We start from the raw sequence: 23,447 nt of genomic DNA, 5'->3' as shown, positions 1-23,447 counted from the left end.
CCGCTCGACGCGGGAACGTATTCATGAGCGTGGCGGACCAGCAAGACCCCATCGACCTCCACCACAGCCCCAGATCCCGTCATCAACTCCAGCCCCGTATCCTCTTCGCTACGCCGGAGATGGCCGACTTCGTGAAGACGGGCGGCCTCGGGGAAGTCGCAGGCTCCCTTCCGCGGGCCCTGCGCAGGCATTACGATGTCCGCGTCGTGATTCCGGGATATCGACAGGTCATCGAGCAGTTCGATAACATTCCGGTCGTCGCACAGTTGCCGGCCCAGGCCGGCATTCCGCCCAGCGATCTCGGACTCGTGGAGACCACCGACGGGCTCAAAGTCTACGTCATCCTCAACGCAGACCTCTATCAGCGGGATGGGACGCCCTACGGCAACGCTCAGGGCGACTTCGGGGACAACGACATCCGTTTCGCCCGCCTGAGCCTCGCGGCCGCGGAAATCGCGCGCGGCATCGACCCGACTTGGGCCGCGGATCTGCTACACCTGAACGACTGGCAAGCAGCCCTTGCCCCCGCCTACCTCGCATGGAGCGGGTTGCGGGTGCCGAGCATCCTCACGGTGCACAATCTCGCCTATCAGGGCGTCTTCCCGCGTGAGGCCCTCGGGCGTCTCGGCATCCCCGAGGATGCCTTCCGGATGGATGGCGTCGAGTTCTACGGGCAGCTCTCCTTTCTCAAGGCCGGGCTCTATTACGCCTCGCACGTCACGACCGTCAGCGAGACCTACGCCCGGGAAATCATCACGCAGGAATCGGGCTGCGGCCTCGACGGCCTTCTGCGAACTCGAGCCGCGCAAGGTCGTCTCGCCGGCATCCTTAATGGCATTGACGAGAGCTGGGACTCCCGCACTGACCCGCATCTCGCCGCCCGCTTCGAGATCGACGACTGGAAGGGCAAGCGCGCCAACGCCGAGACCGTCCGCCGACAGTTCGGTCTGGCCGTGTCGCGCGGCCCCCTCTTTGCCGTTGTCTCCCGCCTCGTGCACCAGAAGGGCATCGATCTCAGCATCGGCGCGGCCGAGTCGATCGTCGCCGAGGGCGGCCAGTTGGTGGTGATCGGTCAGGGCGAGGGTCGGTTCGAGGGCGCGCTGCGCGACCTTGCCCGCCGTTACCCCTCCTCCGTCGGCGTGCATGTTGGCTTCGAGGAGCGCGATGCCCGCCGCATGTTCGCGGGGAGCGACTTTCTGCTGATGCCGTCCCGCTTCGAGCCCTGCGGCCTCGCCCAGATGTACGCCCAGCGTTTCGGGTCCCTGCCGATCGTTCACCGCACCGGCGGCCTCGCCGACACGGTCGAGGACGGCGTCACCGGCTTCACTTTCGGTGAGGCTTCCGCGCGGGGCTTCTCCGGCGCCATCCGGCGCGCTTTCGACACCTTCGCGCAAAAGAAGCGGCTGAACGCGATGCGTCGCCACGCCATGTCGCGTTCGTTCGGTTGGGACCAGGCCGCGATGAACTACGCCTCTCTCTACGCTCGTGCCTTCGGCAATACGGCCGGTCTGCGCCTGCGCGCCGCCTGATCTCGGTACGTCCACATCAATGAGACGAACACAGCCGGCGGGGACACCCGCCGGCTGTGTTCGTGTCTGCGGGTGCCACGTCCCATCCCGAAGGGCGGGACGAACGGCATACGCTCCTATCCCTCTCGGAGAAAAATCGTCGTCGCGAGGGGCGGAATCGTCAGAGACACGGAATAGGGCTGGCCGTGGCTCGGCACGGCTTCGGCCTGAACGCCGCCCATGTTGCCGACGTTCGAACCGCCGTAACGCTCCGCATCCGAGTTGATCGCTTCCCGATAGAAGCCCTCGGCGGGAACGCCGACCCTGTATCCCTCGCGCGGCACTGGCGTGAAGTTGGACACGACGACCGCAATCTCATTGGGCTCGCGACCTTTCCGGGCCCAAGCGATGACGCTGTTGTCCTGATCGTCAGACACCAGCCACTGGAAGCCACCGGCCTCGGTGTCCCGGCTATGGAGGGCTGGCGTCGCCGTGTAGAGATGGTTCAAGTCGCGGATCAGATCCTTGACGCCCTGGTGCAGCCCGTCTTCCAGAAGGTGCCAGTCGAGGCTCTGGTTGTGATTCCACTCCTTCTCCTGGCCGAACTCGCAGCCCATGAAGAGCAACTTCTTTCCAGGATGGCCCCACATGAAGCCGTAGTAGGCGCGAAGGTTCGCGAATTTCTGCCAGCGGTCGCCCGGCATCTTGCCGAGGAGCGAACCTTTCCCGTGCACCACCTCGTCGTGTGACAGCGGCAGAATGAAGTTCTCCGAGAATGCGTAGAGCAGACCGAAGGTCAGGTCGTGGTGGTGGTAGCGCCGGTGGATCGTCTCCTTCGAGACGAAGTTCAGGGTGTCGTGCATCCACCCCATGTTCCACTTGAATCCGAAGCCGAGGCCCCCCGTATAGGTCGGGTGCGAGACGCCCGGCCAGGAGGTGGACTCCTCAGCCACCGTCAGAGTGCCGGGTGCATGGGCGTAGGTTGCCTCGTTGGTCTTGCGCAGGAACTCGATGGCGTCGAGATTCTCGTTGCCACCGTAGAGGTTCGGAATCCACTCGCCCTGACGACGGGAGTAGTCGAGGTAAAGCATCGATGCGACGGCATCCACGCGCAGGCCATCGAGGTGGTAAAGCTCGAGCCAGAACCGTGCATTGGCGGCCAGAAAGCTGGATACTTCCGTCCGGCCGAAATTGTAGATGTAGGTGCCCCAATCCTGGTGGAAGCCCTGCCTTGGGTCGGCGTGCTCGTAGAGGTGCGTACCGTCGAACTGGCCCAGGCCGTGTGCATCGAGGGGGAAGTGGCCCGGGACCCAGTCGAGCATGACGCCGATCCCAGCCGCGTGGGCCGCATCCACGAAGGCGGCGAAGTCGTCCGGCGTACCGAAGCGACTCGTCGGCGCGAACAACGACACGGGCTGGTAACCCCATGATCCGTCGAAGGGGTACTCCGTGATCGGCAGCATCTCGATATGGGTGAAGCCCATTTCCTTCACGTAGGGAATCAGGCGTTCACCCAGTTCCTGGTAGGTCAGGTAGCGGTTTCCCTCCTCGGCGACGCGCGCCCAGGAACCGAGATGAACCTCGTAGATCGAGATGGGGATATGGCGCGGGTCCTTCGCCCCACGCGTCGCCATCCACTTCTCGTCGTGCCACGCAGGATCGTTCGTACCCTGGAGAACGGAGGCGGTCTCGGGCGGCTTCTGGGCCGCAAAGGCGACGGGATCGGCCTTGAGGGGCAGGAGCGATCCATCGGCGCCACGGATCTCGTACTTGTAGTGCGCGCCGGCCTTCAGGCCGGGGATGAACAGCTCCCAGATCCCGCCATTCTGCCAGAGCCGCATGGGATGTCGACGGCCATCCCAGTTGTTGAAGTCGCCAACGACGCTCACACGGCGGGCATTCGGCGCCCAGACCGCGAAGCGAAAACCGTCGATGCCGTCGACGGGGCGATGCTGCGCACCGAGGATGCGGTAGGTGACGTTACTGCCGACCTCGCGCAGGTTGTCGATGTCCTCCTGGTGCAGGGAGGAGCCGAATCCATAGGGGTCATGGCGCGAGCGCTCCACGCCATCCCAGGTCTCGACGGACAGTTCGTAGAGTGGGCGCCCCTCGCTCGGCAGGCGTGCGATGAAGAAGCCGTCCGGGTGCTTGCGCTCGAATGGGATGCGCCGGCCGCCCACGAGGAGGCTGGCGGATTTTGCCTCGGGCAGGACGGCACGGATCTCCCACTGACCCGGACCGACCTGATGGGGGCCCAGCACCGAGAACGGATCGCCATGGTTCGCCGCCATGATGGCGGCGATCGCGTCCGGGTGGAGAGAACCGGTCTCGGGCGCCGCCGCCTGCGGCGCCCGGGGGGCAACGGGCGCAACGTCCGCCGATTTTGAGGTGCCGGACGCTTGGCCCGTCCTGCTCGCGAACGTCTCGTCGATGCCCATCATTCAAACGCCTTTCTTGATCTCGTCCAGAATGTTGAGAACCCCACGGGCGGGGATTTCGATCCAGTCCGGACGGTTGTTGGCTTCGTAATCGACCTCGTAGAGCGCCTTCGTCAGCAGGGAGAGTTTGAGGAGGCGGCTCTCGGTCTCGGGATCTGTCACGGCGGCCCGGCTCACCGAGACGGCCTCGCGGTAACCGTCGAGGAAGGCGGCATCGATCATGCCGCGCCAGGCGATCGAGGCCCGACGGGCACGCTCCTCGGAATCCGAGAAGCGGGCTGCGATTCCGCGAGTTACGGTCTCGGCGCCGTACGCGAAGGAGCGCAGCATGCCGGCGACGTCGCGCAGGGGCGTCGATTTGATTCGGCGCTCGTCGGCGGCCCGCGAAGGTTCGCCCTCGAAGTCGACGATGATGAGATCGGCCTCGGCCGCCAGCACCTGCCCGAGGTGATAGTCACCGTGGATGCGGGTCTTCATGGCGCCCTGAGGTGCCTTGGCGGTGAGGGTCTCGATCGCCGCCTCGACCTCGTGGCGGCGACCCGCCAATTCGGTGCTCGCCGCGTTGGAGGCGCGGCCCGCGAGGCCGTCGAGACCGCGGAAGGCCCGCTCCGCCTGGCGGCGGGTGTCATCGCCGAGGGCGTAGAGGTCGGCGTGGTCGAAGGGCTCGGCCGCGAAGGCCGGGTCGTCGGTCTCGACCGCGAACGCGTTGTGCATCTCGGCCGTGCGGCGACCGAGGAGGATTGCCCAGCGCAGATGTGTCTCGAAGGCCTCGGCTGGGGACGGCGCTTCGCTCTCCGGAGCCAGCACTACGGTATCGAAGTCGCGGCGCAGGCCTTCCAGCATGAGCGTCCAGGCGTCGCCCTGGTTCGGCACGAACTTCTGCAGCACTGCGAGCGCCGTGCGGGTACCTCTTGCGTCGACGTGTTCGAGAACGCCAAGGAGCGCCGGCGTGTTATGGAAATGCGCGGTCTCGGTGAGGAAGCGACCGACCTCGATCTCCGGATGGATCCCGGTCTGCAGGCGGCGCAGGAGCTTGAGCATCATCTTCGATCCGATGGCGATCGAGGTGTTGCTCTGCTCGGCGTTGAGCGACCGGACTTCGCCGGCCTCGACGGTGACGTCGCTGTCGAAGGCGGAGGTGGTCGAGAACACGAGGCGCCCGGTCTCGGTGGGGATCTCACGACCCTCGCGCATGCTCTCGATCATCGCGACCGCGAAGCTCGGCGAAGCCGCCGCTCCGAGCAGCAGGCCGGTGCGCGGACCGCGGCGTACGCGGGCCACGGCGTGCTGAAGCATCGCCTCGTCCTCGCGGCCCTCATCGACGGCCACCGGTACGAAGTAGTCCTGCCGCTCGCCGGTGGAGAGGTGGACCGCGACGCGGGGCAGAAGAAACTTCGCCTCGCCGGTGCTGTCCTTCAGCGCCGCGCTGTCGGTGACCTGCACCGACTTGATGCGCGAGCCCTTGGCGGCGAACCAACGGCGGGTGGCGATGAAGCGCGGAGCGACGGTTCGTTCGAACGCCGTGCGCTCGCGCCCGGCCATCAGGGTCTCGATGCCGCCGGTGAGGACGAGGGTGAAGAGTTCCGGCAGTTCCGGCTGCGGGCCGATGCTCCCGGCGTTCGCCGCGCTGAGGGAGAACCAGTAGAAGCCGTAGGACGGCAGGGTGAGCAGGTAGGGTAGTTCGCCGATGGCCGGGAACTCCGAACCGCCGGTCAGCTCGATCGGCACAGCACTGCGGAGTTCCGATAGGTCGAGTTGCACCGCCTGCGGCGCCCGCGACAGGTTGGCGACGCAGAGGACGCGCTCGCCCTCGAACTCGCGAATCCAGGCCAGGACCTTGCGGTTCGAGGGATACAGGAACTGCATGCCGCCGCGGCCCAAAGCCACCGAATTGTTGCGGATCGCGATCATCCGACGCGTCCAGTTCAGCAGGCTGGTCTGCGACTGGGTCTGTGCCTCGACGTTGATCGCGTCGAAGCCGTAGATCGGGTCCTGCACGGAAGGCAGGAACAGCTTCTGCGGGTTCGCCCGCGAGAAGCCGCCGTTGCGGTCCGGCGACCACTGCATGGGCGTGCGCACGCCGTCGCGGTCACCGAGGTAGATGTTGTCGCCCATGCCGATCTCGTCGCCGTAATAGAGCACCGGCGTACCGGGCATCGACAGGACGAGGGACTTCATCAGCTCGATCTTGCGGCGGTCGTTCTCCAGCAGGGGTGCGAGGCGGCGCCGGATGCCGAGGTTGATGCGGGCGCGTCGCTCGGCGGCGTAGAACGACCAGAGGTAGTCGCGCTCCTCGGCCGTCACCATTTCGAGGGTCAGCTCGTCGTGGTTTCGCAGGAAGATCGCCCACTGACAGCCCTCGGGGATCTCCGGCGTCTGGCGCATGATGTCGGTGATCGGATGCCGGTCCTCCCGGGCGATCGCCATGTACATGCGCGGCATCAGCGGAAAGTGGAATGCCATGTGGCACTCGTCGCCGTCGCCGAAATACTGCGCGGTCTCCTCGGGCCACTGGTTGGCTTCGGCGAGCAGCATGCGGTCGGGATAGCTCGCGTCGAGCGCAGTGCGGATGGCCTTGATGACCGTGTGGGTCTCGGGAAGGTTCTCGCAGTTCGTGCCATCCCGCTCGATCAGGTAGGGGATCGCGTCGAGGCGCAGGCCGTCCACGCCCATGTCCAGCCAGTAGCGCATGACCTCGATGACCGCCTCGAGCACGGCCGGGTTGTCGAAGTTCAGGTCCGGCTGGTGGCTGTAGAAGCGGTGCCAGAAGTACTGCTTCGCGACTGGGTCCCAGGTCCAGTTCGAGACCTCGGTGTCGAGGAAGATGATGCGCGTGTCCGAGTATGGGGTGTCGGTGTCCGACCAGACGTAGAAGTCGCGCTCCGGCGAACCGGCCGGGGCCTCGCGGGCCCGCTGGAACCAGGGGTGCTGGTCCGAGGTGTGGTTGATGACGAGCTCGGTGATCACCCGCAGGCCGCGCTCGTGCGCGGCGTCCACGAACTTCCGGAACTCCTCCATCGTTCCGTAGGAGGGATTCACCTCGCGATAGTCGCCGATGTCGTAACCGTCGTCGCGCAGGGGCGACGGATAGAACGGCATCAGCCAGATGGCCGTGACACCGAGGTCGCGGACATAGTCGAGCTTCTGCGTCAGGCCCTCGAAATCGCCGATCCCGTCGTTGTTGGAGTCGAAGAACGACTTGACGTGGATCTGGTAGATGATGGCGTCACGGTACCATTGCGGATCGCTGCGATCGATCATCGCGTCGTTGCCTCATGCGTCGAGTTCAAGGGCGTGTCCGGGGCATCCGCACCACTCTCAGCGGTGAGACTGGCGAGCGCGGCGTCCGTCGGCGGGGTAGGCGCCGACAATCGGGCGACACGACGACGGCCCGCCTGGGCCGCCGGGTTTTTTGCTGACACGGGCACGCGGCTTACGCAACCCGGCTCGGGGCGCGAAGGCGCCAGATCACCGCCGAGCGCTCTGCGGGATCGAGAGCGATCCGGTGCGATTTCCCACGCAGCGCGAACTTGTAGCCGAGGAGCAGGTCCTCGACCTCGACCGCGCCGTCATCGGGCTGTCCGAGCAGCCAGAGCGGCACCTCGTAGGTGCATTCTTGACGGTTGCGCGGGTCGAGGTTGACCAGCACGAAGATGCAGTTGTCCCCGTCCGGCGTCACCTTGGCGTAGCCGATGATCTGCTCGTTGTAGGCGCCGGTGAAGACGACGTTGCGGAAGTCCCATAGGGCCGGGTTGTCGCGCCGGATCTGATTCAGCTTGATGATGTGGTCGCGGATGTTGCCGGGGCGGTGGTAGTCCCAGGCCTTCAGCTCGTACTTCTCGGAGTTGAGGTATTCCTCCTTGCCTGGGTAGGGCTCGGCCTCGCACATCTCGAAGCCGTTGTAGATGCCCCAGACGCTCGACAGCGTGGCGGCGAGGGTCGCACGCACGACGAAGCCCGCCCGTCCACTGGTCTGCAGGTAGATCGGATTGATGTCCGGCGTGTTGGCAAAGAAGTTAGGGCGATAATATTCGCCCATCTCTCCGGCTAGCTCGGTCGAATAAGCAATCAGATCCTGCTTGGTGTCGCGCCAGGTGAAGTAAGTGTAGCTCTGCTGATAGCCGGCCTTGGCAAGCTTCTTCATCATCTTCGGCCGGGTGAAGGCCTCCGCGAGGAAAATCACGTCCGGGTAGCGGGCATTCACCTCGGCGATCATCCACTCCCAGAACGGGATCGGCTTCGTATGCGGGTTGTCGACGCGGAAGATCCGGGCGCCGAGCTCGGCCCAGCCCATGACGATGTCGCGCAGCTCGATCCAAAGGGACGGCAGCGCGCCACCGTAGAAGTGGACGTTGGAGATGTCCTCGTACTTCTTGGGCGGATTCTCGGCGAACTTCAGCGTGCCGTCGGGGCGCCACTCGAACCATTCGGGGTGGTTCTTGATCCAGGGATGGTCGGGCGAGCACTGGATCGCAAAGTCGAGGGCGATCTCCATCCCGTAGGCGTGGCTCGCCGCCACGAGGCGGCGGAAGTCGTCGAGGGTGCCGAGATCCGGGTGCACGGCCTCGTGCCCGCCCTCTTCGGAGCCGACCGCGTAGACCGAGCCCACATCCCCGGGCAGGGCCTTGAGGGTGTTGTTCTTGCCCTTGCGGTTGGTCTTTCCGACGGGGTGGATCGGCGTGAAGTACAGCACGTCGAAGCCGAGTTCGCGGATCTCCGGCAAGCGTCGGATCACGTCGTCGAAGGTGCCATGGCGGTCGACGTCCATCGACTGGGAGCGCGGGAAAATTTCGTACCAAGCCGAGAATCGGGCGGCGAGGCGGTCGGCGATCACCGGCACCTTCACGGGATAGCGCGAGAGGTTGTTGCGCGGGGCATGCCGACGGATCAGGTGCGCGTTGGCGGGCGCAAGCATGAGGTCGAGCTGCGCCGAAGAGCCAGTCGGCTGCGCCGCGAGTTCGCGCACGAGCGCCTTCAGTCGGTCGCCGTCCGGGCCCTCGGCGTTCTCCACCGCGCCCATCACGAAGTCCACGCCCTCGATGGTCTCCAGACGGACGTCGACCCTGGCGTCGCGCTTCTTCAAGGTGTCGCGGACCCAGGACGAATAGCCATCGCGCCAAGCCTGGATCGTGAACTCGTAGCGGGCGTTGCGAAGGAGCGGGAAGTGACCGCCCCAGCGATCGTTGTCCACGAAGACCATGCGATCGGCCCGCCATTCGGTCTCGCCGACCACCCGCGAGAGAATCTCGGCGTCGATGATCTCGTGGCCGTCGCTGAAGATGTCGGCAGTGACGTGGACGCTCTCGCCGACGACGCGTTTGACCGCCGACCGACCGCCGTCGAGTTCCGGCATCACCGCCTCGATCACCACCCGTCCCTCACCGGTGGGCGTGCTCGGCTTCAGCTCAACCTGTACGTCCGCGCGCTCCGCGGCGAGAATGCGGACTTCTCCCGACGCCAGAGTCAGGGCGACGCCCGGGCGAAAATCGATGGGCTCCGCCTCAGGGGTCCGATCGACGAAATCGCCGAGCATGCCACCGGTCCGGGCCAGAAGGACGCCGGGCTCCACCGGCACCGGAGCCTCCGTCGGATTGTACAGGACCAGCGTGGCGCTGCGCGCGGAGGCGCCATGTCCGGTGTCGAAGCGCAGCAGAGCCGCGTAGGGCGCGTCCGGCGAGGAGATGCGCGCCTGGGCGCCCTCGACGTTGGCAGCCGGAAGTTCGGCCCGCAGTGCGTTAATCGCTGCGATCGAAGCCGAGATGTCGATTCCGGTGTTCGATTCCCGCGCTTCCGGCGTCGTGTCGACCACGTGCAGGGCACGCTGGTAGCCCCATTCGTACCCGATCGGTATCAGCACACCGGCCGAGAAGAACGCCGACAGCGCATAGCGCGCCGTAAGATGACGAGCGACGGCCGCCGCGTCGCCGTCGAGGTCAGCCGCAAAGCGGGCCATGTCGTGGTTCTCGGGGAAAGCGATCGAGGGCGCGATGACGCGCAGGCGCTCGTACTGGTCCAGCGCCCAGGATGCCTTCAAGTCCCACCAGGCGAAACTGTTGAAGAGGTAATCGAACCCGGCGCCGGCGGTGGATTGCGCCTCCTCGAAGGTGCAGCCGAGTGTCTCGGCCGCGAACAGGCAATCCGGCTCCAGCGCCTTGGCAGCACCGATGAGGTCGCGCCACACCGTAGCCGGGACCTTGTAGGCGGCGTCGCAACGGAAGCCCTGGACGCCGAGATCCTGCAGCCGATTGACGTAGCCCGACCAGAAGGCGGTGAGTTCGCGACGCGCACTGTCCGAATGATAGTCGAGTTCGGCAAGATCGCCCCAGACCGTGCGTATCGACGGATCGTCGGGGTCGACCGCGTAGGGGCTCTCGATCTGGCCTTCGGCATCCCGCACGAACAGATCCGGACGCTGGCTGGCAAGGGGGCCATCCATCGCAGTGTGGTTGATCACGAGGTCCGTCATCACGCTGAGACCGTGCGCCGCAGCAGCGGCGCAGAACCGACGGATCTGCTCGTCGTCCGAAGTTCCGTCCTGGTCGCGGAAGCGCTCGTCCAGACGGTCCGGATCGGCCACGGCGTAGAGGCTGCGCGACCCACCGGTCTGGTGGAAGGGATTGAGATAGACCCAGTTGAAACCGAGGGCGGCGATCCGAGGCAGTTCGGCGGTCCAGGCGGACACCCGGCCGACGAGAAGCGGGAAGAGGTTGTAGATGCGGGGCCCCTCGGCCCGGGGCGCGAGGGCGGCGGGAAGCGGCACCTGACCGGCGGCGGTCCGCTGGGCGGCGGTCGTTGCGGGACTGGGTGCGTTCATGCGTGCTCCATTTCGTCTCTGCGTGCACGGCTCTGGACCCCGGCAGGGACCGCTTGAACCGGCGAGCGGCTGTCCCGAGAAGGCGAAGCCGTGACGGGGAAGGCCGATCCCTCCCCCGTGTCGATCGTGTCGGTGCGCCCTCGCCATGCGAGACGCGTTCGACGCGCCGTCAGCGGATCCGCTTCAAGACGGCATAGGGCAGACGCGCGAAGGCCCGTCCGAGTTCGATCCGGCCATCCTCGGCAGCAATCTCGTCGCCGGTGACGAGATCGATCCAGGCCGAGGCCGGCGTCACCGCCACGCCCGTGCCCGCAAAAGCCTCACTCGACCAGAGGTCCTCGCCGACGAGGCCCGAGACAAGGCGCGGGACCGCCACGACGAGATCGCCTTCGCCCGTCGTCGCATCGGACCGTGTGAATGCGATGACATGCTCCGCCTGCGGACCGGACGCCGGAAGTGCCTGATAATCGGCGTCGGCGTAGAAGCTCGGGCGAGCGGCGCGATCGGCCAGAAGTCTGGCAAGAGTCGCCTGCTTGACGCGCCCGTCCGTCCAGTGTGCCAGCAGGTCGGCGGCGGGCAGGCCCTCCTCGAGCGCACGGGCCAGGGCCGGATAGTTCACGGGGCGCCGGTTGTCGGGATCGACGAACGAGAAATCCCAGAACTCGGTCCCCTGGTACGTGTCGGGCAGGCCCGGCAGGGTCGCCTTCAGCACGGTTCGGCCAAGACCGGCAATCATGCCGAGATGGGCAAGGCGCTTCGCGAAGGGGCGCAACTGAGCCAGGAACGCCGACCCCGGCGCGATGAGCTGAGCGAAGAGGGCGTGGACCGCGCCCTCGTAGTCCTCGTCGACGTTGACCCAGCTCGACCGGCGCTTCGATTCACGCAGGGCCTTCTCGGCATAGGCGTCGAGGCGATGACGGAAATCCTCGATCGCCACGGGATCGTCCGCGTCCAGAAGCTCCAGCGGCCACGCACCGAGGATGGCCTGGAAGAACATCCACTGGTCGTTGGCGTCCGGCACCGGCTCCTTGTCGATCACCGTCAGGTGAGGCTGGGCGAGGTTCGTCCAGGTCTCCCAGGCGGCGGCCCAATCCTGCGGGATTTCCGACAGGGCGAGCAGGCGGGAGCGGGCATCCTCACCGCGCTTGGTGTCGTGGGTCGCGGTTGTGATCATTGCGTTCGGCCAGTCGCGCGCCCGCGCCGCCTGGAGCGCATGGAAGTGCTCCGCGTCGAGGCCGTACTCGCCCGGATCGCCACCGACCTCGTTGAGGGCGAGGAGCTCCGCGAAACGGTAGAACAGCGTATCCTCAAGGCTCTTGGCCATCACCGGGCCAGTGAGCTGCTGGAAGCGGCGGCGGAAACGCAGGATCACCTCCGGGTCCGGCCTGCCCGGGCCCGTCACGTCGATGCGGCCGAGCATGGCGTCGGCGGCGAAGTCGTGCACGGAGCGGTCCGGCAGCGCGCTCCAGCGCTTGGCCTTCTTCACCGCCGTCTCGATGAGGCGGATATCCTCGTCCTCGACATCGCTCTCGTCGAGGTCGCCCGGCAGGTAGCTGCGATAGGTCGGGAAGCGGGCGATGGTCTCGATGAGCGCCCGCCGGATGGCGTTCACCGAGAAGTCACGCGTCCGCCGGTCGGCATCGGCCACCGCCTTGAGGTCGGAGGTCATCACCTCGAGCTCGGAGGCGAAGCTGATCTCGAGGATCTCGGCCTTGGCGGCACGAAGCATGAACTTGTAGGGCTCGTCGAACTGCGTCCGGCTCTCGTAGAGCCGGCGGATCTCGGCGCGCTTGCCCTTATCGACGAGAATACCGTCGAGCTGGTTCAGGACGTCGTAGCCGGTGGTGCCCGCCACGGGCCAGGGCCGCAGGCGCTCGCCGGGTTCGAGGATCTTCTCCACCACCACGTAGAAGCCCGGGCCGATGGCGGCCTGAAGAGCGCGCGCGTAGCCAAGGGGATCGGCGAGCCCGTCGATGTGGTCGATGCGCAGCCCATCGATCCGCCCGGCCGCGATGTGGTGGAAGATCGTCTCGTGCGATCGCCGAAACACGTCGGACTGCTCGACGCGCAGGCCGGCGAGGCCGTTCACGTCGAAGAACCGGCGATAGTTGATGTCGCTCGCGGCGATCCGCCAATGGGCGAGGCGGTAGGATTGCTGCTCCAGCAGGCGGTGCAGCGGGCCAAAGCTGTCGGGGTGCCCCTTGGCGCCGTTGAGAAGCTTCAGCGTGCGGCCGATCGCGGCCGCGATGGCTGGCGAGGCCTCGACGGCCTCCACGAGGCGATCCTTCAATTCCTCGGCCTCAGCCGGGAAGGCGCGACGGCGCTCGTCGGTCGTTTCCTCGCCCATGAGGCGCAGACGCTCGGAGATGCCCAAGACTTCCAGGGCAGCTGCGTCCTCGATGTCGCCGAGGGCCGCGAGCGAGCGGTTCAGGATCGTCGGATACTGCAACGGGCAGATCGGGAATTCGTGCTCGTAGTGCCAGATGCTAAAGGCCCCCTTCTCCGAGTCGAACTTCAGCGCCAGAGTCCCCTTCTCCAGGGCCTCGCCGTAGCGGTCGCCGAGGAAGGGCACCACAAGCTTGTTCTTGGCGCCGAGCCGTGACCAGTCGATGTCGAAGGCCTCGGCCGAGGGGGAGAGGCCACCCCATTCAAGCACGGAGAGCCACCAGGGATTGTCGGCGCCGCCCACGCCCATATGGTTCGGGACGATGTCGAGGAGGAGCTTGAGTCCGGCACCGTGCAGCGCGTCCGAGAAGCGGACGAAGTCCTCCTCGCCGCCGAGCTCCGGGTTGATGGTGGAGTGGTCGACGATGTCGTAGCCGTGCGTCGAGCCAGGCCGGGCCTTCTGGATCGGCGAGGCGTAAACGTGGCTGATGCCGAGCTTGGCAAGGTAGGGGACGATCTTCTCCGCATCCGCGAAGGTGAAATCCTTGTGGAACTGAAGGCGATAGGTCGATCGGGGGGGAGCCGATGCGAGGCGCGCGGCGCCCGAGCGCGGCCCGCGATCCTCGGCGGCAAGGGAGGCGGCGAGCTTGGCGAGGGGCCCCCCTGGGGCGGCGATGCTCTCCAGGGTGCGATCGAGCTTACGCCGCCAGTTCGGATAGCCTTCCGTCGAGCCCGGGACGTTGGCTTGGGACAGCTCGGACACGACGTCTTCGTACTGGACCGCCGTCAGCATGGACGGCGCGCGCCCAAGATAACGGGCAGCAGCCTCGAACGGCGCGGCCTCGGGCGGATCATAGCTCGGCAGCAACTGTTCGGCAGCGAGCGCCTCGGTGAGGCGGGCGCGCTCCTCGATGCGCTCGCGGCGCTCCGCATCGGCCCGCTCGGAATCGTAGAGGCCCAGCGCCTGACGCGTGTCAGTGTCGACGCCCCGCCACCATCCGACGAACGTCGGCAGGTCGTGCGTGGTGATGGCCGTGAGGGCATCGCGGGGATAGGCTGCCGGGGGCTTGAAGCGGGCGCCCTGATCGCGCTCGAAGGCGAGGATCCGGTAGCTCAGGATGCCGGCCTGCATCAGGGCGTCTGAGAAGCCCTCTGGCGCAGTGCCAAGATCTTCCGCGATCACGAGGCACTTGGCGCGGTGGCTTTCCAGGCGCAGGACCGCGAGCATCGGCTCGAAAGGCATCGCGACGTAAGCCCCCTCCTTGGCCGAGCGTCCGACCGGGATCAGGAACAGGCGCGCGAGCTGGAAGGCGTGGTCGATCCGGATCGCGCCGGCGTGGCGCATGTTAGCCACCACCAGGGCGCGGAAGGCCGCGAGCCCGTCGCGCTCCATCTCCAGGGGATGGAAGGCTGGCAGGCCCCAATCCTGGCCCTTCGGCGCTAGAAGGTCCGGCGGTGCCCCGATGGAGACGCCGTTCGCGAACCGCTCGGGATGCGACCAGATCTCCGAGCCGCCGCGGTCGGCGCCGACGGCGAGATCGCGGTAGAGCCCGAGACGCATGCCGGTGGCGAGCGCGGTGTTGGATGCGTCCTCCAGTTGGCGATCCGCAAGGTACTGCAGCCAGATGTGGTAGGTCACGGTCTCGGCGTGGGCCTCGGCGAAGGCGCGCACGGTGGGCGTCCCGTTGCGGCGCATCTCTTCCGGCCAGTCACCGAGCCACTGGGCGCCCTGTGCCTGATAATGCTCGGCGAGCGCCTCGAAGGTGCCGTGGGCTTCGAGATCCGGGCCGCCGGCGGCCCGGAAGGCGATAAAGCCCGCGTCCATCCCGTCGCGCGCCGCGGATTCCTGCCAGAGGGCCTGAAGCACCGGCGAGAGCACGGCCCAGATGCCAGCATGCTCGACGAGCTTGGCCTCGCGCAGGCTCTCCACGCGATTCGCCATGGAGGCGAGGAGAGCGGCCGCCTTCGAGCCGACGAAGCCCGGCAGGGCACCGGGCTCGATGAAGAGGGTCTCAAGAAAGAGCCGTGACGACGGCGAGTAGGGCGAGATCTTGGTGCGGTCGGTGGCGAACAGCGCGTGGACGGGGCTGAGGCCCAGGAAGGACGCACCGCGCAGGCCCGCAGCCCGCGCTGCCCGCCCCGCATCGGCGTAAGAGCCGATCCCGAGGTTGTCGGGTGAGCGCAGGCCATAGAGTTGTGCCGCGAGCCCCCAATCGCGGGCTCCCTCATCGGCGTAGGCCCGCGGGCGCCAGCAGCGCTGCGGCGCCGAGATCACCCAAGTATCCGAGCGATGCTCACCAAGTGCGACGGAGAGGCGGTGATAGCCGGGAGTGAGTGGCGGCAACTCGAAGCTGGAGCCCGTGACCGCGACACGACCCTCGCGGTGATGTCCACGCTCGTCGACCAGACGCCAGGACAAGGTCCCGCCGGCGCCTGCCACCTGGATCGGGACACTCGTGGCGCGGCGGGCCTCGGCTGGCAGCAGCGGCGGGATCAACCCGCTCCGCACGGCCGAGACTTCGGAGAGGCTCGCGGCGATATCCTCATCCGTCTCGGCGGGATAGCCGAGGGCGGTGATCATCCCGCGCCGGACGTCAAGAGCGGTCTCCACCGGCTGCCCGAAGGCGTCGGTGTAGCCGGCGGCGACGCCAAGGAGGTCGGCGAGGCGTTCGAGGTCGCGGCTCATCAGTTCACACCCGTCAGGAAAACACCCGTCCAAGACGGAAGTACGATCGATCCGTTGCCCGACCCGCTCGACCAGATGACCTGACCGCTCCCACGCTCGACGGTAAAATCCTCGCTGCCGACATTGGCCACGAAGCGAAGCCAGCCGCCCGCGTAGGTCCAGGTGCAGTCGACGATGTCGGGCCGCGGGAGGGTCGTCTTCGCGCCGAGGTAGCGGGTCTTCGTCAGCGGCACCACGCTCTGATGACGGATCTGAAGCAGGTTGCGCGTATCGGCGAGCACCGCGCGGTGCGGCGCATCCGAGCGCTCGGACCAGTCGATCCGCGAATCCGTAAACGTCTTCGCTTCGGTGGGGTCCGGGATCACCGACGTGTCGTCGGCGAAGGCGGCGAAGCTCTTGAACTCCCGGCGGCGGCCCTCACGAACGGCCTTGTTCAATTCCCCGTCCGGCGCGAAATCGACGAAAAACAGGAACGGCGCGGTCGCCGACCACTCCTCGCCCATCCACAACATCGGGATCTGCGGGCTGAGGATCAGCCCGGCCCGGGCAAGCGCAAGCTTCTGCGGATCGCAGAGGTCGCTCAGGCGCTCACCCAACGCCCGGTTTCCGACCTGATCGTGGTTCTGCAGGAAGGTGACGAAGGCCGAGGGCGGCAGGTGGGCTGAAGGCTCGCCGCGCGGATGGTTGTCGAGGGTCGGGAACGGCTCGCCCTGATAGGCGAAGCCTTCCGACAGGCAGCGAGCCAGATGCTCAACCGGCTTGTCGGCGAAGCTAGCATAGTATCCGGCATCCTCGCCGGTCAGCAGCACATGCCAGCAATGATGCAGATCGTCGGCCCATTGTGCGTTGTGCTGGATCGCCTCACCCTGCGGATCGCGCTCGAGCCAGCGGGCTTGGTTCGCTTCGTTTTCGAGAACAAGGTGAATGTGGCGGCCGGGCAGCCTTGCGCGGATCGTCTCAGCGAGTTCTCCAATGAAGTGCTTCTCGGAATCGTCGAGAATCGCATGGACCGCGTCGAAGCGGAGACCGTCGAAATGAAGCTCCTCGAGCCAGTACAGGGAATTCTCGATGAAAAAGTCACGGACAACGCGTCCGCTGGTCTCGCCGTCGAAATTGATTCCGGCGCCCCAGGGCGTCTGGTGTCGTTCGGTGAAGAAGGTCTTGGCGTAAGCGTTGAGGTAATTCCCAGCCGGGCCGAAATGGTTGTAGACGGCGTCGAGGAATACCATCAACCCGAGGGCGTGCGCCTTGTCGATGAGGCGCTTCAGGTCGTCCGGTCGGCCGTAGACGCTGTCCGGCGCGTAGGGCAGCACCCCGTCGTAGCCCCAGTTGCGGGTGCCCTTGAAGTCGGCCAGCGGCAATAGTTCGATGGCCGTGATGCCGAGGTCGCGCAGATCCTCGAGCTTGCCCTCCAGCGCCGCGTAGGTGCCTTGCGGCGTTGCCGTCCCGACATGGAGTTCGTAGAGCACGACCTCCTCCCAGGGGCGTCCGGTCCAGGCGCTGTCGGTCCAATCGTAGGCGCGCGGATCGATCACCTCGCTGAAGCCGGAGACGTCGTCGGGCTGAAACCGCGATGCCGGATCCGGTACGACGAGATCGCCGTCGATGCGATAGCCGTAGCGCGCACCACCGCCGGCGTTCGGAACCGTGAGCCGGCGCCAGCCTGCACCGGCTTCCGGCATCGGATGGTCGGCCCCGTCGAGCACCAGGCTCACTTCCTGGGCCGTCGGCGCCCAGAAGGCGAAGCGAACCCCGTCCTTCGTCACTTCGCTGCCGAAAGCCATGCTGTGGGCGCGCCGCATCAAGCCACCATCTTCCGTCTCTCGCACGCTTCGGGGGGACATGAGCGTCCGTCGCACCTTGCAGAAGCCGGCGCGCACCGTGTTGTTCCCTGCGGGATCACCGTCGAGGTAAGGCGTGGCTCGGCAGCGACAACCACCGGCCGAAAGAGTTTTGTGCACCGCACCGGCTTCTCGGCGTCAATACGGGCACGGTCCGACATTTGCCTCATGCGCGACGGACACGCTCGCCCCTGCTCTGAGATCCGAAATAAAAGAAACTGTTGCAGTCCTGGTCCTGGCGAGAGCCAAGCTCAATTTCGCCCGGAACGGTCACGCAGAGCGATGCTGGGACGCCGACGGCGCCGACGCCCACCCGACCTCCGAATGCGCTTTGCTACCGCTTTCGAATTCCGAACGCGAAGAGTTCCTCGAACAAGCGCGTCATGAGCTGTGCCATGAGGGATCGGCGGGATGAGCCCTCGTCCGAGCCCCGGCGACGATTTCGATCCGCCCTGCGCTTATCCCCGATACGCCGAAGACGGCCTCGCGCGCAGGACGTAAATTGCCTGCGAATCGAGGCGGATCCCGGCCCCAGGCGGAAACAGAGCCTGTCCGGCCGGTACCGCACCGGTCTGTTTGGTGGTGTCGAAAACGAGCGTCCAGGGGCCGCCGATGATCGGCGCCAGGGTGAAGTCGCAGGGCTCCTCAGCCGCGTTGACGAGGATCAGCAGGCGATCCGCCTGCGGTAGGTCATTCCCGATCTGCATGCCGAAGGCTTGCCGCTCGGAATCCGCCCAATCGCCATCTGCCATCTCAGTCCCGCCCGGGGCAAGCCAATGAACGTCCCGTAGAGGCCCGTCATCGACCAGTGCTCCAGTGAGATAGTCGCGCCGACGAAGGGCGGGCTGTTCGCGGCGAATGCGTGTCAGGTTGCCGACGAAGGTCGTGAGGCTGAGATCGGGATCGTTCTCCCAGTCCATCCAGCTGGTTTGATTGTCCTGCGCGTAGGCATTGTTGTTCCCGCGTTGGCTGCGCGAGCGCTCATCGCCCATAAGCAGCATCGGCACGCCCTGCGCGAGGAACACTGTCGCCAGGAGATTGCGCTTCTGACGGGCCCGCAGGTTAAGGATGACTGGATCGGTAGTCTCGCCCTCGACGCCGTAATTACGCGAGAGATTGTGTCCATGGCCGTCGCGATTGTCCTCACCATTCGCGAGGTTGTGCTTCTCCTCGTAGGCTACGACGTCGGCCAGGGTGAAGCCATCATGAGAGGCGGCGAAGTTGATGCTCGACAGCGGCCACCGCCCGGAGGCCGCGAAGATTTCGCGTGAGCCGGAGAGACCCTGCGTGACCTTGGCCAGGGTGCCGCGATCGCCGCGCCAGAAGCCCCGGATGCTGTCGCGGAACTGATCGTTCCACTCGCTCCAGCCGCGGGGATAGCCTCCGAGCTGATACCCCCCTGCGCCGATGTCCCAGGGTTCGGCGATCATCTTCACCTGGGCGAGGACGGGATCCTGCGCGACGGCCTGAAAGAAGGCCGCCTTGGGGCTGAAATCATACGGGTTGCGACCGAGACTCGTCGCCAGATCGAAGCGGAAACCCGCGACGCCGTAGGCGGTCACCCAGTGCCGCAGGGAGTCGAGGACCATCTGCATGACGCGCGGATGGTCGAGGTCGAGGGTGTTGCCACAGCCGGTACAGTCGATTTCCTCGCGGCGATTGTCCGGTTTCAGCTTGTAATAACTGGCGTTGTCGATGCCGCGGAACGACAGGGTTGGTCCGGTGTGATCGGCCTCCGCCGTATGATTGTAGACGACGTCGAGGATCACTTCGATCTCGGCGGCGGCGAGCTCGCGGATAGCCGCCCGCAGGCCGCCGATGCCGGCCGGGCCGCGGTAGCGTGGATCGGCGGCGAAGTAGTTCAGGGGCGAGTAGCCCCAGAAATTCACGAGGTTCTTCTCGACGAGGAAACGGTCGTCGGCGAAGGATTGAAGCGGTAGGAGCTCGATGGCGGTGACGCCGAGTTTCAGAAGATGCTCGATGATCGCCGGATGGGCGAGCGCCGCATAGGTCCCGCGTGCCGCCTCCGGCACGTCCGGATGGGTCTGCGTGAGTGCCTTGACGTGCGCCTCATAGATCACCGTCTGCGACAGCGGTCGTCGAACCGGGCTCACCGCGAGGTCGGGCACCTCCGGCGGCGCCACGATGCCACGTGGCATGAATGCGGCACTGTCGCGCCGGTCGATCTGGTCCGCGCGCTGGAGTCCGCGGCGGTGACCGTAGAGCGAATCATGCCAACGGATGCGGCCTTGAATGTCTCGGGCATAGGGGTCGAGCAGCAGTTTGGCTGGATTGAAGCGGTGGCCCTCAGCCGGATCCCAGGGACCGTGGACGCGGTAGCAATAGAGCTGGCCCGGGAATACGCCGCGCAGGTAACCGTGCCAGACGTCGTCGGTGCGACAGGGTAGCCGAATTCGACGAGTTTCGTGGCGCTCGCCAGGATCGAACAGACACAGGTCGACGGCCGTGGCATTCTGCGAAAACAAGGCGAAGTTGACACCGCGCCCGTCGAAATGCGCGCCGAGCGGCGCCGGCACACCGTCATCGACGCCGATCATGTGGTCAGTTGCAATCAAGAATCTGGTGTCGTCCCGGGTTTAGGCGTCGCCGGACGACGCCGACAGATCATTCCGCAGCGGCGGCGGTACGGGGCGGCTCACGCTCGATCGTTCGAAAGTTCTCGAGTTCCGCCATGAAATTGCGCGCCCACCAGTCAACATCCTCGCGCGTCATACGCTCGACCATGGGCTTCCAGCGCTCGAGGCGTTCACCGCGTGGCATGTAGAGCGCGGTACGAATCGCCTCCGCGACTTCGAAGCGGTCATAGGGATTGACGAGAAGCGCCTCGGGCAACTGTCGGGCCGAGCCAGCGAATTTCGACAGCACAAGAACACCGGGATCCTCTTCCGTCTGCGCGACGACGTACTCCTTGGCGACAAGGTTCATCCCGTCGCGCATCGGCGTAACGAGACCGACGCGTGCAGCCCGATAGAGGCCGGCGAGGACAGGACGGGGATAAGCCTTGGTGACGTACTGGATCGGCGTCCAGTTCGGCTCGCCCAGTGTTCCGTTGATGTGTCCGACGGTCTCGTTCACCTCGCGGCTGAGGTCCTCGTATTCCGGAACTTCGGTCCGGGATTTCGGGGTGATCTGAAGATAGACCACGTTCCCGCGCTGGTCCGGGTTGGAGGCGAAGAAACGGTCCACCGCCTCCATCCGCTCCGGCACACCCTTGGAATAATCCAGGCGGTCGACGCCGATCAGCAGCTTGCGCGTCCGCAGGCCCGCCATCGTCTCGCGGACGGTACGGTTGGACCCGGCATTCTCGGCCGCTTCCTTGAAGCCGGCCACATCGATCCCGATCGGGAAGCTGCGGATGCGCGTGCGGCGGCCGTCCACCATCAGGGAACCACCGCCGAGGGGAATCGCTCGAAGCTCGTCGATGAGATTGCGTGTCAGGTTGTGGACGTCCGGATCGGTCTGCAGACCGATCAGATCGTAATCCGCGATGCCGCGTAGAAGATCGCCACTGGCGGGGAGCGTGTTGAACACGTCTGCCGCCGGCCACGGGATGTGATGGAAGTATCCGATCGGATTGGCGATCCCGAGCCCGCGAAGCTCGGAAGCCAGGGGCAACAGGTGGTAGTCGTGCACCCAAATGATGTCGTCGGGTTCGACGAGGTTCGCGAGAGCTCGGGCGAAGATGCGGTTCACACGCTGATAACCGGCATAATCGGAGCGCGAGAAGGCTCCAAGGCCGAGCCGGTAATGCATGATCGGCCAGAGGGCGCGGTTGGCGAAGCCGCTATAATACTCCCGATGGTCCTGCGGTGACAGATCGACCACGGCGTAACTGATATGCCCCCGATCGATCAGGGTCGGTTCGCTGGATGGATTCTCGACGACATTGCCACTCCAGCCGAACCAGAGGCCTTCATAGGCGGTGAACGCCTCTTTGACGGCCACCGCGAGGCCACCTGCCGCAACGGCTTTTCCCCCTTCCTCGGGGATTGCAACGCGGTTCGATACGATGACGAGACGTGCCACGAAGCCGGCTCCGGTCCTCACGGGTCCCGCGCAGAATTGCGCGCGACCAGACTGATACATTGGGTGAACGCGCGGAAGCCGAGCGCGATCCGTCGGTGCAGCCAAGCGCGTTCGATGGACCCGGGTCAAGACCTGAATGCGTGGGGTTCACGGCAAACAAACCCACTTCAAAACCCGTTCTGTCTCATTCCGGCGCCTGGCGTTGCATTTCGCAGACATCGTCGAACACCCTACCGAACACCGCAACGCTCAAGCTTTCGCGCCTTGCCAGACCGCGGCTGAACGGAGCCTGACGCCGGTCGTCCCAGGCCTCGTCCGAGACGCTGTAGCCCAAGGCGGAACCCTGTCTCTTCCGCTGCTGTTTAACCGTCGCAAATGCCGTTTCTTTTCAACTCGTGCCGAGGAGTATCACCGTGACCGCAAACCAACCCCCAGGCCCCATGGGCGCGGAGCCGGCGAACCAGGCGGCCGATTGGAAGGCTCTGCGCGGCGATGTCGAGGGGATCGCGGATGTTGCGGCGGAGCGTGGCCGCAGCTTCGTCGAAGCGGCTCGTTCGCACGCAACCGACTACATCGACCAGCGCAAGGGCGACGCCGCGCGCTCCGTGACCGACCTCGCGACGTCCGTCCGGGAGTCCAGCAAGACCTTCGAGGCGCAGCCTAACATCAGGGCCTTCTTCGATAGTGCCGCCGATGGTCTCGAGCATCTCGGCACTTCGATCGAGGAACGCAGCTTCTCGGAATTCTACGAGGATGCAGAAGCGTTCGCACGGCGCGCTCCCGTGGCGGTTGCGGTCGCGACTTTCCTTACCGGCTTCGTGGTGGCCCGCTTCATCAAGTCGACGAGTGCCGCACCTCTGAACAGTACCCATCCGACCTCCCATCGCCTCTGAGGACCGTTCGATGACCACCGGTCCGCAATCCAGTATCCAGGGCCTGATCGGCGACGCCCTGCGGGAAACCAACGAACTTGCGCGGAAGGAGATTGCCCTCTTCCGCAATGAGATGACCAGCAACGTCCGAGCGCTGTTCATCGGCCTTGGGCTCCTCGTCGGCGCCGCCGTCTTCGGCGTCGTCGCTCTCTTCGTCCTCGTCGACGCCTTGGTGAAATGGCTCGCCACCATGGTTCACTCGGAGGCCCTCGCCGCCTTGATCGTCGGCGGCGTCCTCCTCGTCGTCGCTGTGGCGCTTGCCTTGATCGGGCGAAATGCCATGTCGCTCTCGACCCTCGCCCCCGTGCGCACGACCCGCCAAGTCCGCGAGGACGCCCGTACATTGTCTGAGAGGGTCTCGGGATGACCGAATCGTTGAACGATCTGGAGAAGGACATCGAAGCGAGCCGTGCCCGTCTCGACCAGACCATTGACCAAATTCAAGAGCGGCTTTCAGTCTCCAGCATCGTCGACGAGATGCTAGGCAACGCTCGGCGTACGCCGCTCAGCGGCGCCTATGATGGGGCTCTGGAGGCGGTGCGGCGCAATCCGGTTCCGGTGCTCCTCATCGCCGCCGGAGTCGGCTGGCTTATCCACCGCATGTCGACCAACCAGACGACGCCGGGAATCCGCCGGCGCGCGCGCCTCGCGGTCGACGGCCTTCCGGTGACGAAGACGGGCGCCGACCGCGTCTACGATCCGGATCTTCCGACGCAGCATCCCGTCAACCATCTCGCCGGCGAAACCCAGATTTAGGCCCTCGCGGACAACCGCACGTGACCCGATCCAGCCCATG

General features: G+C 66.0%; 11 protein-coding genes. 4 read left to right on the top strand and 7 right to left on the bottom strand.

What is annotated here, in order from left to right:
* Window positions 1–23 precede the first annotated feature (23 nt).
* Entirely contained in the window at window positions 24–1,529 is a 1,506-nt protein-coding gene (glgA, locus tag ASG63_RS13955) for a glycogen synthase GlgA (RefSeq protein WP_056217274.1), read from the top strand.
* Between the two features lie 116 nt (window positions 1,530–1,645).
* On the opposite strand, the gene glgB is transcribed toward glgA, so the two are convergent.
* The 7 genes from glgB to ASG63_RS13920 all read right to left on the bottom strand — a co-directional run bounded on the left by glgB (window position 1,646) and on the right by ASG63_RS13920 (window position 21,719).
* Window positions 1,646–3,949: a 1,4-alpha-glucan branching protein GlgB gene (glgB, locus tag ASG63_RS13950; RefSeq protein ID WP_056217270.1), complete on the bottom strand. Its 2,304-nt coding sequence runs from the start codon at window positions 3,947–3,949 to the stop codon at window positions 1,646–1,648.
* Window positions 3,950–7,207, bottom strand: coding sequence for a maltose alpha-D-glucosyltransferase (treS, locus tag ASG63_RS13945; RefSeq protein ID WP_056217268.1), 3,258 nt, complete (start codon window positions 7,205–7,207; stop codon window positions 3,950–3,952).
* Window positions 7,208–7,379: 172 nt separating this feature from the next.
* Window positions 7,380–10,760, bottom strand: a complete 3,381-nt coding sequence (locus tag ASG63_RS13940; RefSeq protein ID WP_056217265.1) for a maltotransferase domain-containing protein — start codon at window positions 10,758–10,760, stop codon at window positions 7,380–7,382.
* Between the two features lie 169 nt (window positions 10,761–10,929).
* The gene (locus ASG63_RS13935) at window positions 10,930–15,831 is read right to left on the bottom strand and encodes a malto-oligosyltrehalose synthase (RefSeq protein ID WP_056217262.1); all 4,902 of its coding nucleotides are present in this window, start codon (window positions 15,829–15,831) and stop codon (window positions 10,930–10,932) included.
* Complete coding sequence (gene treZ / locus ASG63_RS13930; RefSeq protein ID WP_056217258.1) at window positions 15,831–17,633, bottom strand: malto-oligosyltrehalose trehalohydrolase; 1,803 nt, start codon at window positions 17,631–17,633, stop codon at window positions 15,831–15,833. Before treZ ends, ASG63_RS13935 begins: the two co-directional genes overlap by 1 nt.
* A 497-nt stretch (window positions 17,634–18,130) precedes the next feature.
* Window positions 18,131–20,230: a glycogen debranching protein GlgX gene (glgX, locus tag ASG63_RS13925; protein WP_056217254.1), complete on the bottom strand. Its 2,100-nt coding sequence runs from the start codon at window positions 20,228–20,230 to the stop codon at window positions 18,131–18,133.
* 67 nt (window positions 20,231–20,297) lie between these two features.
* Window positions 20,298–21,719, bottom strand: a complete 1,422-nt coding sequence (locus ASG63_RS13920; RefSeq protein WP_055954941.1) for an alpha,alpha-trehalose-phosphate synthase (UDP-forming) — start codon at window positions 21,717–21,719, stop codon at window positions 20,298–20,300.
* A 440-nt stretch (window positions 21,720–22,159) separates the two neighbouring features.
* On the opposite strand from ASG63_RS13920, the gene ASG63_RS13915 reads away from it, so the two are divergent.
* The 3 genes from ASG63_RS13915 to ASG63_RS13905 are packed head-to-tail and all read left to right on the top strand — an operon-like array spanning window position 22,160 to window position 23,407.
* A complete protein-coding gene (locus ASG63_RS13915) occupies window positions 22,160–22,612 on the top strand; it encodes a hypothetical protein (protein ID WP_056217251.1) in 453 nt (150 codons plus the stop codon).
* A 10-nt stretch (window positions 22,613–22,622) separates the two neighbouring features.
* Window positions 22,623–23,018 (top strand): phage holin family protein, encoded by a 396-nt coding sequence (locus tag ASG63_RS13910; protein ID WP_056217248.1) that lies wholly within the window; start codon window positions 22,623–22,625, stop codon window positions 23,016–23,018.
* The gene (locus tag ASG63_RS13905; protein WP_056217244.1) at window positions 23,015–23,407 is read left to right on the top strand and encodes a DUF3618 domain-containing protein; all 393 of its coding nucleotides are present in this window, start codon (window positions 23,015–23,017) and stop codon (window positions 23,405–23,407) included. The genes ASG63_RS13910 and ASG63_RS13905 overlap by 4 nt, the downstream gene beginning before the upstream one ends.
* The last annotated feature ends 40 nt before the right edge of the window (window positions 23,408–23,447 follow it).

The organism is Methylobacterium sp. Leaf94, assembly GCF_001426045.1.
Classification (GTDB): domain Bacteria; phylum Pseudomonadota; class Alphaproteobacteria; order Rhizobiales; family Beijerinckiaceae; genus Methylobacterium.
The sequence above is the reverse complement of the archived record's forward strand: the minus strand, read 5'-3'. Positions and strand labels throughout refer to the sequence as shown.